The 13,327-nt window shown below is 42.4% G+C and carries 12 protein-coding genes and 1 pseudogene; all 13 read right to left on the bottom strand.

The window, feature by feature from the left end; genetic code table 11:
* Positions 1-37: 37 nt before the first annotated feature.
* Complete coding sequence (locus AB5618_RS07320; RefSeq protein ID WP_148461729.1) at positions 38-853, bottom strand: ABC transporter permease; 816 nt, start codon at positions 851-853, stop codon at positions 38-40.
* A 10-nt stretch (positions 854-863) separates the two neighbouring features.
* Positions 864-1,418 carry a dTDP-4-dehydrorhamnose 3,5-epimerase gene (rfbC, locus tag AB5618_RS07315; RefSeq protein ID WP_118579668.1) on the bottom strand — a complete coding sequence of 185 codons (555 nt, stop codon included), beginning with the start codon at positions 1,416-1,418 and terminating at the stop codon, positions 864-866.
* Positions 1,419-1,462: 44 nt separating this feature from the next.
* Positions 1,463-1,549 (bottom strand): DUF6783 domain-containing protein, encoded by an 87-nt coding sequence (locus AB5618_RS07310; RefSeq protein WP_368366627.1) that lies wholly within the window; start codon positions 1,547-1,549, stop codon positions 1,463-1,465.
* Positions 1,550-1,592: 43 nt separating this feature from the next.
* A complete protein-coding gene (locus AB5618_RS07305; RefSeq protein ID WP_368366620.1) occupies positions 1,593-3,170 on the bottom strand; it encodes a GH25 family lysozyme in 1,578 nt (525 codons plus the stop codon).
* Between the two features lie 258 nt (positions 3,171-3,428).
* A complete protein-coding gene (locus AB5618_RS07300; protein WP_368366619.1) occupies positions 3,429-6,014 on the bottom strand; it encodes a L,D-transpeptidase family protein in 2,586 nt (861 codons plus the stop codon).
* A gap of 32 nt (positions 6,015-6,046) precedes the next feature.
* Positions 6,047-6,310 (bottom strand): HPr family phosphocarrier protein, encoded by a 264-nt coding sequence (locus AB5618_RS07295; RefSeq protein WP_368366618.1) that lies wholly within the window; start codon positions 6,308-6,310, stop codon positions 6,047-6,049.
* A gap of 75 nt (positions 6,311-6,385) precedes the next feature.
* The gene (locus AB5618_RS07290; protein WP_294671488.1) at positions 6,386-7,681 is read right to left on the bottom strand and encodes a YbbR-like domain-containing protein; all 1,296 of its coding nucleotides are present in this window, start codon (positions 7,679-7,681) and stop codon (positions 6,386-6,388) included.
* On the bottom strand, positions 7,659-8,546 hold the full coding sequence (gene cdaA / locus AB5618_RS07285) for a diadenylate cyclase CdaA (RefSeq protein ID WP_334301936.1): 888 nt from the start codon (positions 8,544-8,546) through the stop codon (positions 7,659-7,661). The genes AB5618_RS07290 and cdaA overlap by 23 nt, the downstream gene beginning before the upstream one ends.
* 44 nt (positions 8,547-8,590) lie before the next feature.
* A complete protein-coding gene (locus AB5618_RS07280) occupies positions 8,591-9,709 on the bottom strand; it encodes a hypothetical protein (RefSeq protein ID WP_368366617.1) in 1,119 nt (372 codons plus the stop codon).
* Positions 9,706-10,140 (bottom strand): hypothetical protein, encoded by a 435-nt coding sequence (locus tag AB5618_RS07275; RefSeq protein ID WP_256144523.1) that lies wholly within the window; start codon positions 10,138-10,140, stop codon positions 9,706-9,708. The genes AB5618_RS07280 and AB5618_RS07275 overlap by 4 nt, the downstream gene beginning before the upstream one ends.
* Before the next feature lie 92 nt (positions 10,141-10,232).
* On the bottom strand, positions 10,233-10,973 hold the full coding sequence (locus AB5618_RS07270) for a double zinc ribbon domain-containing protein (RefSeq protein WP_368366616.1): 741 nt from the start codon (positions 10,971-10,973) through the stop codon (positions 10,233-10,235).
* Positions 10,870-13,146 carry an ATP-dependent RecD-like DNA helicase gene (locus tag AB5618_RS07265; RefSeq protein WP_368366615.1) on the bottom strand — a complete coding sequence of 759 codons (2,277 nt, stop codon included), beginning with the start codon at positions 13,144-13,146 and terminating at the stop codon, positions 10,870-10,872. Before AB5618_RS07265 ends, AB5618_RS07270 begins: the two co-directional genes overlap by 104 nt.
* A gap of 39 nt (positions 13,147-13,185) precedes the next feature.
* Positions 13,186-13,239: pseudogene (locus AB5618_RS07260) on the bottom strand (DUF6783 domain-containing protein); the annotation flags it as partial.
* Positions 13,240-13,327: the final 88 nt, after the last annotated feature.

The following is a 13,327-nucleotide window of genomic DNA, read 5'->3' as shown; positions in this document are numbered from 1 at the left end:
CTGAATACATTTCGAGTCATAACTGCTTTTCTCCTTTTTACAGAACATCTGCAAAATGAACCCGAAGCCGTTTAAAGATCCAGTTTCCAAACAGGAAGCAGCAGATGGCAAATACCCAGAAATATAATGTCCAGACTGGTCTTTCGAAGAACCAGCGCTTGATGATAAATGCGTCACGATATCCTGATACAATATAAAATACAGGATTCAGCTGAAGAATTTTGTATAGAAGGCTGTTGGTACCGATCATGCTCTCTGACACCCACATAATAGGAGTCAGCCATACTCCAACCTGTAATCCGATACCAATAATCTGGTTCAGATCGCGGAAAAGGACTGCTATTGCACTGGTAGCATAACAAAGTCCCAGCACAAGGAAAAAGACGCATGCACTATAATACAATATCTGAAGGTAGTACCAGTCTGGAAATCTTCCGTTACATATATAAAGAATAATTGCCAGAAGTACAAAAAAGCCATGTACAAATAAAGCAGAAATTATTTTTACCACTGGAAGGACACTAATGTTGAATACTACCTTTTTTACAAGGTAATTGTATTCCAGAAGCGAATTGGTACCTCCGGAAAGAGCATCAGAAAAGAAAAACCAGGGCACAATACCAGCTACCAGATAAAGCACAAAAGGGACTCCCAGTTCATCTGTGTTGGACCGGAACCCCACTGAAAATACAAACCAGTATACCAGAATTGTTACCACCGGCTGAACGAAAGCCCAGAAGGTTCCAAAATAAGAACCTGCATATCGGGTCTTGAAATCATTTTTTGCCAGTTTCATAACCAGCCGGCGGTTTTTATATAAATCCGCCGGCAGGGAAAAAATAGACTTAAGCATTTACAGTCTCCTATCTGTTAAGTTCCTTAAAGCTGCCCCATTTCTGATCCTTGTCAGAGAAGATCAGCTCCATACCTTCCGGAATTGGCCACTGTACATTGATGTCCGGATCATTCCAGATCAGACCGCCCTCATCGTTTGGATGATAAAAATCGGAGCATTTATAAGTAAACTCAGCATTCTCAGAAAGAACCAGGAAGCCATGTGCAAATCCCTTCGGAATAAAAAACTGTTTCTTATTCTCTGCTGAAAGAACAACTCCGTACCATTTTCCATAAGTTTTGGAGCCCTCTCTTAAATCTACAGCCACATCAAACACTTCTCCGTTTACTACGCGGACAAGTTTGTCCTGTGGATAATGAAGCTGGAAATGGAGACCGCGAAGAACACCATAACGTGAGCTGGACTGATTATCCTGTACGAATTCTACGTCAATTCCTGCCTCTTTGAAGTCATTGTAATTGTAAGTCTCCATAAAATAACCTCTGGAATCTCCAAATACGGTTGGCTCAATTACTTTTAATCCTTCAATATCATCACAATTTGTTACTTTAATTTTTCCCATTTTCTTTTCTCCTTATTTATCTTTCATTTTATATTCAATCAAATTTACAGTCTTATCGACTTCTTGGAACGTGTTTGAAAAAGGTTTTCTGCAAGATGTGCGTCACAATTTGTGGGAGATCTTTCAAACACGCTCTAATATACATGATTCCGTCTGATAAATCAAGATTATTGGTTACTGTTCATCCGATCTGTACTGTTTGGTACATACACCATTTTTGTTAAATACGGAAACGAGTCCATCTGCACTGGTCAGGCTCACGTTCTGCGCACGTACTCCTGCGCCAGCACCCGTTCCGCGGTAGAAATAATATTTTTTTCCTTTGATAGTGTACCAGCCCTTATAAGCCTTTCCATTTTTTCCAAAATAATAAGTATTCTTCCTGCCATTCTCTGTGAGGGTGATAAACTTGTTCTTTGCACGGTAACCTTTACTTCCAAAATAGTAAATGCTGCCGTTGGCTGCTACATATTTGTAATTCTTTTCCATGGAAAAGGATGTAGTGCTGAAATAATAATATTTCCTGCCCACCTTGCGCATACCTGTCAGGGCTTTGCCATCTGCTCCGAAATAGTAGGTCTTGCCTTTCTTTGTCACAACTTTATTTTCTACACGTACGCCGTTTTTGTCCACGTAATAAGCAGTGCCGTCTTTCTTGATCAGCTTGCTTTTATATAAGTGTCCGTCTACGGAACTAAAGCAGTAATACTTGCCATCAATTTCCAGCCATCCTTTGGCCTTTTTATCATTTGTGTAGTAATATTTTCTGCCTTTAACAGTGGTCCAGCCATTCTTGTGAAGCTTGGGATCTGAATATAAAGGCTGTTTTGCAGGGGTATAGCCTTCCTGAGAATTCCATCTGGGAACAACCTTGGTTGTATAATCTACATAGCCAAAGTTCAGATCCACATTGTTCTCTTTGGGAACTCCACTGATCAGCTTCTTGGTACTGATCATACCTGAAACTTCATCACCAGCTGTGCACTGCCAGATGGTGTATTTGTATTTGCTGGCGCTCGGTGCAAGAATTGTATCTCCGTAGCTTGCAATCCAGACATCCAGACCGGAGCCTTCCAGAACGTTCCAGTCTACAAAATTATTATACCAATTCAGATTCATGTAGAGAATTGGTGTATATCCTGCCTTGCGGATCTCATCACAGAATGTGAGAGCAATCTGGGAAATTTCCTTTCTGGTCAAGGTTCCCAATGTAGCTTCATCTTCCAGGTCAAAAGCTACCGGATAGGAAACCTTATGTCCCTGCATCTGACGAATAGCCAGCTGCGCTTCAGCAAGTGCTTCTTTGTTTGTCTTGGCAAGACTGTATACATAAGTTCCCACCGGCACATCTGCTGCTTCTGCCTCAGTCATATTATAGTCATAATAATCATCCAGATGTCTGGTTCCATAGGAAATACGCACAAAGGCAAAATCCAGATCTTTCTTGGCTTCCTTCCAATTGATCTTTCCCTGCCATTCTGAGACATCCATACCTCTGGTAATGGCTCCTTCTACTTTCTTTCCGCTTCCATTGTAACAGACTCCGTCAATTTTGTGCCATGCCTTTGAGCTTGTCTTGGAAGAGGAATCTCCTACACTTGGCGCCAGCTGCGCATCTGGTGAAACATTTTCAATATTATATGGCTTATTTCCTGCATTGGCACTTACATCTGCAGTTGGTCCTGCAATTATTGCAGTTCCAAGCATAGCTGTAAATAAACCGGCAGACAGCCATTTTTTCCATTTTCCCATATCTCCTCCTGATAAACCGTTTCAGGTTACGGTCCTTACCGGACCAGTAGTGTTTACCGTTTTTCCCTCATTCGCTTGTTTCTTACAAGATGTTAAAAATGTGTTACTTTGTTATTATACAGTTTCCATTTTCAAATTTCAATGTTATTCTCCAAAACAGTAAAAAGGTGCCTTAAAATCATCAAATCTGATAATTTTAAGACACCCTTTTTGGCTTTTTATGTCGTTTTTTTAACAAATATCTTTCAAAGTAAGTTATTAAGCTGCCGGATCGGTCGGATCGTAGTATCCGCCATTCTTAGTTCCCTTCAGCGGTGTAATTGCGCGACGTCCCAGCGGTCCTTTGAACACTTCGTCAGATTTATAGGTTCCATCGAAAATATAAATGGTAGAACCATTACAGTTCTCATATACCCATTTTGCATCGGCAACACAGGTACGGATACAGCCATGGGAAGCCGGGCTTCCAAGCTTAAGATATGCACTTACCGGCAAATTATAGCTGTTTGCTGAGCCGCATGCAATAGAGTGGACGAAAATTCCGCCCTGACCAGCACCATCTACATGAGTACCATACTGTCCCCAGGACGGTCCCATAAGCGCCTGCCATCTGCTGTATCTTGTCAGTTTATATCTGCCTGTCGGAGTATCTGTTCCAGGATTTCCAACTGAAACACGAATGGTCTTAACCGGAATTGTACGGTTCGCATCTGCATAAATTGTCATAACACCATTTATACGGTCCACTTCAACTGTATATCCGGATTTGTAAATATTTGTTACATCATTGATCCTGTAACCATTCTTATCAAAATAATACAGCTTACCATCAATCCACTTGGATTCATTTTGCACAAAGCCCTTCTTATCCGGGTTAATGTAACGAACCAGATTCTGGGAATTGTCTACAACTACCCAGCCTGTAGTGAACTTACCAGTAGCATCTACATATCCGTATTTTTTGCCTTTCTTCACGAATGCATTCTTCACAAGACTCATATTCTTGAAGTAATACCAGTTTCCATCAATCTTCTGCCATCCGCTCTTGCGAAGTACACCCTTAGAGTCTGCAAAATATGTTTTTTTCTTGTAAACAAACATTTCATTCTTAACCATCTGGCCATTTCTGGTATTAGAGGTAGATGGTTTAAAGAAATAACTCTTGCCATTGATCACGGTAACTCCGCTGGCAAGTCTTCCGTCAGCTTTGAAATAATATCCGTTTCTCAGTGTATTGGCATAATGATTTCCTTTTTTATTGAACAGGAACCAGCCATAGAATTTCCCCTTAGAGGTGGTTACTTTCTGCCATCCGGTTTTCTTCACGATCCTGCCAGCAGTAGAACCAAAATAGTACATTCTGTTTCCAGCCCCAGGACAGCGGTGCCATACCTTTTTCCAGGTTGCTCTTGCTCCGGTTTCTGTTACATAATATTGTTTCTTTTTATAAGTGACAATGCGATTCTTATAAATGCAGCCATTCTTATCTGTCAGATAATATTTGCCATCTGTGGCTTTCTTCATAGTCTTCTTAAGAAGATAGCCATTTTTATCGATCAGGTAAGAATTCTCCGCATCTTTACGTCCGTCAAGATCTGTTACAATAACGCCATGAACCATAAGCTGTCCAATCTTACTGCTGTCCAGCTCACCGGAATCATAATATTTCCACTGCTCACCGGCTGTTCCTGCAAAGCTCTTCCATCCATCACGGTACATCTTTCCTGGAATTTCCTGATCTGTTTCTGCCGGCTGGAAGTAGTACTGTGCAGCTACTCCGTTTACGGTCAGAGTAACATCCCCTGTACGTGGTGTTCCATTCTCATCCAGACAATAATACTCATCATTGATCTTATAATATCCTGTATATGTATTATTTGCCTTGGCGGCTTCATCCAGCTGTGCAGTGGTTAATGCCTTTCCATCTGCGCCATAATAATGGAAGTTTCTGCTTTCTTTGTTCCACAGCCAGTAATCCTTCTTCATCTGACCAAGTGTGGTCTTCCACGGAACCAGTGCAGCACCCTGTCCATTGTATTCTGTATATGCCTGTGCACTATCGGAAGCTGTAAAATAGAATTCACCAACAGCCCCATTTGCACTCTCCGTTCCAGCTAAAGTCTTAATGCCGGTAACCAGAAATCCATTGGCATCAAACAGATAACTTCCTGTATGAACTGCGCCAGCCTCGTTTCGTGTAGTAATCTCTACAATGCCATCTGCTGCAGTATAATATTCAGTCTGGGCAGCTGCTCCTTCAGCCTCCGCACTTTCCGTACCTGCTGCTTCGCCATTCTCCTGTACTTCATCAAAAGCCTGAATCTCATCAGAACCAGCCACATTCTGAGCTTCAGCAGCTGGACTTACAGCTGATTTTTTCTTGCGAAGCTTAAAACCAGCAGCTGTCTGCTCCCATTCCTTCCAGTCAAATACTCCATCTGAATTATCTTCCTGCACTTTCTGAGTCCCATCTAATGTGCCTTCAGGAACAGCTTCAAATCCATCTACCGGAGCAGTACTTCCGTTCTCCTCCACTGTTTCATCTGAAGTAAAGCCGTCGGAAAAACCATCTGTACTTTCTACTGAATTTTCACTATCTGTATTTTCTTCCTTGTCCTGACTTTCCTGTGCCTGCTGCTCCCCAGCTGCTGCCGTATCTGCAGGCGCCTCTGTATCCTCAGACGGCTGTACTGCTTCGGCTCCGTCTTCTGTTTGCACATCTGCTGCCTGTTCAGATGTAAATCCGGATTCAAATCCGCTATCCAAAGCTGCGGCTGGAACTTCCAGACCCATGGATACACTTAACATAATCCCTAAAACTGCGGCTGCTACTCTCTTTTTCACTTTTATACCTCCCTATTGTAACGTTGTAAATCTTATTCTCCTAAACCATTGTTGATAACAGTTACAAGATTTCTTAAAGCCTCTATCTCGTCCTCGCCTTCGCAAAATATAGTGATCTCATCACCACATTTCACACACGCACCCAGAACACTGAGCACGCTTTTGGCATTGGCAGACCCCTGACCATACTGAAATGTTATAAAAGATTTATATTTCATAGCTTCTTTACAAAGAATGCCTGCCGGTCGTAAATGAAGGCCGGAAGGATTGTTCACCCTTACTTTCTCACTTACCATAGTTTCTCTCCCTTATTGCTGCTGTTTCCTGCATCCATGGCAATATTTCGCCAGACGTCATCCGTAAACAGCAGCTCATTCATTATTAGTATCTGAATTGGAAACTTCTGATATAGTCACATCTGCAACCACATCATCCAGAAGTTCAAATCCCTTAGGCAGTTTCACAGTCACAGGAATCTGATAGCTTCCTACTCCCATATCCTTCAGATCAACAGAAGCTTTCACTTCATCAAGATTAAAGTCATCAAGCTCTCCATCTGTTGCTTTCACACGGATTTCAATCTTATCTGTTCCAAATGTTACCAAAAGGTTATCAGCAAGGTTATCTACCGTAATCTGATTAGATGGCAGACCATATGAATGACTTCCAATAGGTAAAATACTTACCTTCACCCAAACGTCCTCACTGGTTCCGCTTGTCAGCTTCACATCCTCAGGAAGCACATCCTTCAGACTGACTTTCTTCTCAATATCTGTTGTCTCTCCTGTAATATCAATATCAGTACCGCCTATCCAGATCGTGTTGTCATTCTGCTTCAGAGTCTCCAATGCCTCATCTGTTCCCGCAATACTTACAGTATCCGGAACAGTAGTAACACTCTCCACCTGATAGCCATCTGCCGGCACACCTACATAGTCCGCACCAATATTAACGCCAGTACGAATCTTCCAAAATTTAGTTGTAACAACAACCTTAGTATTATCTATGGTGAGATAAGCCATTCTTCCGGCAAGACTGTCCTGATTCTTATCAATAATATTCAGTTCTGCTTCTTCGGAAAAATCCTTTGTTCTGCCATCAACATCAACGGTCGCATTTACTTTGTCAATTTTATTCACAAGAGATTTCGGACCTGTAATTTTAACTTTCTCCGGACTTGCAGTCTGGGAACCAACCTCGTAGCCTTTGCCCGGCTGGCTGGAACCGTAATTTACATTAACCAGAAACTCCTGCGTCACTTTTTCTTCCAGTCTGACACTGAGATACTGTGGTGTCACTTTAATATTCTCAGGGCTGATTCCCGGACAGGAGGCAGTGATCGGAACCATAACCGGATCTGTATCAAGGCTTCCTGCCTGCTGCAGATCTGCCGTCAATGTTATATTGGCCTGTGTAATCCTGGAAAGAAGTCTTCTCTCTCCTGTAATTGTAACCCTTATAGGATCCGGATCATCATCCTGCATACACATCATGTTGGCACTGTCCACATAAGCCGTATTCTGAAGTTCTACATTTTCTCCGGCAATGGTGATACTTTTACTAGATACCGGATTGTCTACATTTACCACAATAAACCAGATCAGAAATCCGATGAAAACAGACATGATCTTCAAGGTAAAATTCCTAGTCAGCTTTGTCTTCTTCATGTCTCATTCTTCCTTTCAACAGATGACGCAGTTTACTGTTAGTTACAACCTTTTTATTCTGAGCCTTGATCAATGCAGATCTCAGTTCAGCACTGGTAAGACCTCTACTGAGCTGTCCGTTCTGGGCCATGGACACCTGCCCAGTTTCTTCTGAAACAATAATTGTCAGGGAATCACTTACTTCACTGATTCCCACACCAGCTCTGTGTCTGGTTCCAAGCTGTTTGCTCAGCTCCATATTATCGGAAAGAGGCAGATAACAGGTAGCTGCTACAATTCGATTGCCACGCACCAGAACTGCACCATCATGGAGTGGTGTATTATGTTCAAAAATATTGATCAGGAGCTGACTTGTAAGAACTGCATCCACATTGATTCCTGTACGCTCATATTCACTTAAGCGGATATTCTGCTCAATAACGATCAATGCGCCAGTTCTTGCTTCTCCCATGTCAAAACATGCCTTCACAAGCTCATTGATGGTTTTATCTGTAAACCTTTCCTGTACCTCTTTACCAGCATCCAAAGGGAAAATAGAAGCCATAAATTTCTTCTGTCCCAGCTGTTCCAGCATTTTCCGAAGTTCTGGCTGGAAAATAACAACTACACTGGTAAGAAGTATAGTAGAAAGATTCTTGATGATCCAGAGGATCGTATTCATTTTCAACACATATGCAAATAAAATAAAAAGGAGTACTATCAGAATTCCCTTCAACAGAGTATAAGCGCGGGTAAACTTGATCCACACCATAAACTGATAGATAAAGAAGGAAATCAGGGCAATCTCCAGTATGTCTGTTACTCCCAGACTGGGCAGGGAGAGTTTTGACAAATATCCTGATAATCTGACTGCCATATCCTGCATAGTGTACTCCTTTCTTTGTTACCATTCACTGCCGAGCAGTAATCTTAAAGATCTTTAAGAGATTCTTCAAGTTTTTTTTCAAAATCAACATCCTTAGCAGCAGGTTTCTCTGCCTGTCTTGGCTTTCTGTCTGCTGCTGGAGAAGCTTTCTTTCTTTTAGGCTTCTCATCCTGTCGGAAGATTGGATTGGCATAAGTACCAGAGTTGTCCTCTGCCTTGCGCTCTTCACGAACAGGTTCTGCATTTATTTTCTTAATACTTCTCTCGGAAGTTGCAACAGAAGCCTTGGGAACTGCTTTTACATAATAGAAGTATTCATCATCCTCATACTCCAGATGCTCTGCACGGCTGTAATCTCCTCCAAATGCAAAGAACTCAAGCACAAGTGCCAGAAGAACAGCTGCAATAGTACAGATCAGAAGCGGAACCATTGCAACAGTTGCATTCAGGTTCATTCCAAAACTTCCAACAAGCATTATAAACACATAGGCAACACCGCCTGTAATAATAGATATCCTCCATGCATGATCAAAAGAGCGGGTACGGATCAGATGTACCAGAAGGATAACTGCTACAAAAGCAACAACTGCAATCCACATTCCCCAGTTCTGTACCAGACCGTCAGCCATGATCTGCAGCTTATCTGTCATCTCCAGATCCGGATTTACAAGGATTGTTGACTGTGATCTTAAGAAACGGATAAAATAATACATAACCACACCGCAGCCAGCCGGAATTGCAGATAAACTGCTCTCCATAAGTCCGCTTCCAATAGGAAGTAATGCTGGAATGCTGAATGCAAAGGAAAGCGGTGTAAATACAAATGTTACATTCTGTTCACCACTGAACCTCAGGAAAAAGATCATCATCAGAAGGATCAGAACAAGCATAAATGCCGCAATTTCAATTCCAAGTGCATAACTGTGCACAAGGATCAGCACAAAACCAATATACATCATAGCGGAAGACGGCAAAATGGAACAGATCAATGCCAGGATCAGTACTAAAAATACATTATTCAGGCGAGACATATATCCCATATTCGCATTGATCCACAGGAAATAAACCAGTGCAAGAACAAACTTCATTACAGGCAGGATATACATTTCATACTGTCCGTATATTTCTTTTATTTTCTGCTTTAACTCAAGTAATGCTGTCATTTTCTATATCCTCCTGACATTTCACGTCCTGCGAATTTCTTTTCTTCACGAGTATAGATCTTCTCTAATTTCGTCAGCTGACTGTAATACTGCTTCACACTCTTCTTCGCCTTATGGTACTTCACAGTGTACTGGATATATGTCAGCACAGAATATAATACCAATATTCCTATATATCCCCCCAGGGCTACAACTCCAAGAGAGATCAGATCCATCTTGTGCACATTATCCAGCAGATATTCCAAATTATACGCTGCAAGCACAGCCAGTATCAATCCATATCCAATTGTTACAAGAAAGAAATTCTTAATCAGTGCCAGACCAATATAATCACTCCTGTAGTACTTGCTTACCGGAAGATACTTTCTGCCTTCCTGTTTCTCATATACAGCAAGCCGGTCCATTATCTTTACTTTTTCTTCGTTTATCATAAATGGCTCCTTATGCGTTTCTTTTAAAGCTGAAAAGCTATACTCATACAGGATGATTGTATCATATATCCCATGCCATGAAAAGCATTTTTTTACCTGTTGTTTCCAATACACAGCGTGAGAAAATATACATGGGATGCTCCCTTTTCCAGCAGAAGCTTTGCCAGCACATCCATGGTACTTCCAGTAGTATATACATCATCAATAAGCAAGATACGCATTCCTGAAGGATTTCCTACAACCTGAAAAGCTTTTTGAAGATTCTTCTTTCTTTCAGCCGCATCCAGTTTTTTCTGTGATCGGGTAGCATGGCACTTTTTTAGAATAGCAGTATCTACAGGAATCCCGGCATAACGGGATAGTTCCTTCGCCAGAAGTTCAGCCTGGTTAAACCCTCTTATGCGCTGCTTTCTTCTATGGAGCGGAACCGGAATAATTATCTGTGGTTTCCATACTGCAAGCAGATCTTTTCCGTAGATATACAATGCTTTTCCATAAAAGCGGCTGTATTCCTGACAGCCAAAATATTTATATTTCATTATAGAGTATCTCATCCGGTCATCATAAAGAAAAATCCCGCGTCCCTGGTCAAAAGCGCCTGGATGAGCGCTGCAGTCCCTGCAGTATTCTTCATCCCCATTTACCGGTTTTCCGCATTTGTAACACCTTGGTCCCGATACAGGTCTTAAATCTCCGGCACAGTCCGGACAGATCAACTGATGGCTGTTCCTAAGAATCCTGTGACACAGAGGGCACCGTCTTGGGTACAACAGATTCAGAAAGTTCCTGTATCCTTGCCCAAAGAGAGCTGTAACGTTTCTGCTGCTTCTCATTGCGGATCATCTCCCCGAAAGTCTCCTCACTTCCAACTACAGTAACACATTTCCGGGCTCTTGTAACACCTGTATACAAAAGATTGCGGTTCATCAGCATCTTGGGGCCGGAAAGGAGCGGCAGAATAACTGCCGGATATTCTGAGCCCTGGGATTTATGTATGGTTATAGCATAGGCAAGTTCCAATTCTTCCAGCTGCTTAAAAGAATAGTCAACGAAACGGCCATCCTCAAATTCCACAGTGGCAGTCTCCGCAAATTCATTGATCTCCTTCAGAATGCCAGTATCTCCGTTAAATACGCCCACCCCTTCTTCTACAGGAATTCCGTATTTCCCCCGGACTTCCCATTCCAGCTGATAGTTATTCCGGATCTGCATAACCTTGTCTCCCTCACGGAAAAGCCGTTCTCCAATTTCTTTCTCTTTTTTACCTGGTTCTGGTGGATTCAGATATCTCTGTAAGATCTGGTTCATCCGCTCTACGCCCAGAAGCCCCTTTCGCATTGGAGTCAGAACCTGTATTTCAAAAGGTCTTGCATCCACATACTTCGGCAGTTTCTCCTGAATCAGTGCGATGACCACACGGATAATAATATCAGCATCATATCTCTTCAGGAAAAAGAAATCGCGGCTTTTGTTATCAAGTGAAACCTGCTCTCCGTTATGGATCTTGTGTGCATTTACTACAATATCACTGTGAGAGGCCTGCCTGAAAATTTTCTTCAGTTCTACTACTGGAAAAACACCGCTGTGAATAATATCCCGCAGCACATTTCCCGGACCTACACTTGGCAGCTGGTTCTCATCTCCTACCAGAATGATCCTGGTTCCCGCAGTCACCGCAAGAAGCAGTGAATGCATAAGAAAAATATCTACCATGGACATCTCATCAATAATGATTACATCTGTATCCAGCGGATTCTCTGCATTCCGTTCAAAATGAACACCCTGAGACTCTCTGCCATCCTCATCCGGCACACCGTTCAATTCCAGAAGCCGATGTATTGTCTGTGCTTCATAACCTGTAGCTTCTGTCATCCGCTTGGCTGCGCGTCCTGTAGGTGCTGCCAGACGAAGAGTTGCACCTTCGCCCTCGAAAAAACGAATAATTGCATTGATCGTAGTAGTTTTACCGGTACCTGGTCCTCCTGTAAGGATAAAAAGACCATTTCCAGCAGCCTCTATAACAGCCTTCTTCTGCATTTCCTCCAAAACAGTACCTGTTTCTTTCTCAATCTGGGCAATTCTTCGCTCCATCATCTGCTCATTCTGCGGATAACGGATATTCAATTCAGTAAGCATTCTTGCTGTATTCAGCTCCAAGCGGTAATACTGGCTTGGATAAACCAGTACCTCTCTGTCATTCTCTTTTAAAACAACTTTCCGGTCAATTGCCATATCCATCAGATGTTTCTCCATATAAGAAACATCTACCTGAAGCAGCTGGGAAGCTCTGTCAAACAGTTCGTCCTTCGGAAGATATACATGCCCTTCCCCTGAAGCCTGGAGAAGAGTATACATCATACCGCTGCGGATCCTGTAATCTGAATCTGCATGTATACCAATACGTGACGCAATGGTGTCTGCAATTTTAAAGCCAACTCCCGAGATATCATCTGCCAGACGATAGGGATTCTCCTGAAGCACACTGTATACTGACTGACCATATTTCTGATATATCTTTGCTCCAAGATTCAGAGAAATGCCATATTTCTGCAGAAACATCATGGCTTTTCGCATATCTGCCTTCTCAGTCACCTGTACTGCAATCTCTCTGGCTTTCTTCTCACTGATTCCCTTGACTTCCGCCAGCCTTTCCGGTTCTTCTTCCACTATTCTAAGGGTATCCTCGCCAAAACACCGCACAATTCTGGCAGCAAGTGCTGCACCTACCCCCTTAATCGCTCCGGAACCCAGATAACGTTCCATAGCCTGGGTGTCCTCTGGTGCCTTTTCCGCATAAGACTGGATATTAAATTGTCTGCCGTATATATGGTGCTGGGAAAACTGTCCCTCAGCTTCAATGGTCACGCCCTGTGTAATGTCGGGAAATGTTCCTACACAGGTCAGCTCTTCCTCTGAATCCGAGGTCTTAAGGACCATAACTGTATATCCATTTTCATCATTGCGGAATATGACATGATCTATATAGCCTGTAACTTTCTCACTCATTTGTTCTTCTCCTGCCGCCAGCACTAACCAAAGGGCACTGCCGGAGTGTGTTTGAAAAATCATTCCCGCAATCTGCACGCCACACTTTGCAGAAAGCCTTTTTCAAACACACTCTAGAACGCAGTACCCTTTTCATTATAGTTTACATAATATTTTATCTTTTGCAAAACAGAATAGCCAA

Source organism: Ruminococcus sp. J1101004sp1_RTP21198st1_B9_RTP21198_201120 (assembly GCF_040924245.1).
GTDB lineage: Bacteria > Bacillota > Clostridia > Lachnospirales > Lachnospiraceae > Blautia_A > Blautia_A faecis.
This window is presented reverse-complemented; position numbering and strand designations above follow the sequence as displayed.

Coding starts and splice junctions, on each gene's coding strand:
- AB5618_RS07320 (WP_148461729.1), bottom strand. CDS start 853: ATGCTTAAGTCTATTTTTTCCCTGCCGGCGGATTTATATAAAAACCGC.
- rfbC (WP_118579668.1), bottom strand. CDS start 1,418: ATGGGAAAAATTAAAGTAACAAATTGTGATGATATTGAAGGATTAAAA.
- AB5618_RS07305 (WP_368366620.1), bottom strand. CDS start 3,170: ATGGGAAAATGGAAAAAATGGCTGTCTGCCGGTTTATTTACAGCTATG.
- AB5618_RS07295 (WP_368366618.1), bottom strand. CDS start 6,310: ATGGTAAGTGAGAAAGTAAGGGTGAACAATCCTTCCGGCCTTCATTTA.
- AB5618_RS07290 (WP_294671488.1), bottom strand. CDS start 7,681: ATGAAGAAGACAAAGCTGACTAGGAATTTTACCTTGAAGATCATGTCT.
- cdaA (WP_334301936.1), bottom strand. CDS start 8,546: ATGCAGGATATGGCAGTCAGATTATCAGGATATTTGTCAAAACTCTCC.
- AB5618_RS07280 (WP_368366617.1), bottom strand. CDS start 9,709: ATGACAGCATTACTTGAGTTAAAGCAGAAAATAAAAGAAATATACGGA.
- AB5618_RS07275 (WP_256144523.1), bottom strand. CDS start 10,140: ATGATAAACGAAGAAAAAGTAAAGATAATGGACCGGCTTGCTGTATAT.
- AB5618_RS07270 (WP_368366616.1), bottom strand. CDS start 10,973: ATGAGAAGCAGCAGAAACGTTACAGCTCTCTTTGGGCAAGGATACAGG.
- AB5618_RS07265 (WP_368366615.1), bottom strand. CDS start 13,146: ATGAGTGAGAAAGTTACAGGCTATATAGATCATGTCATATTCCGCAAT.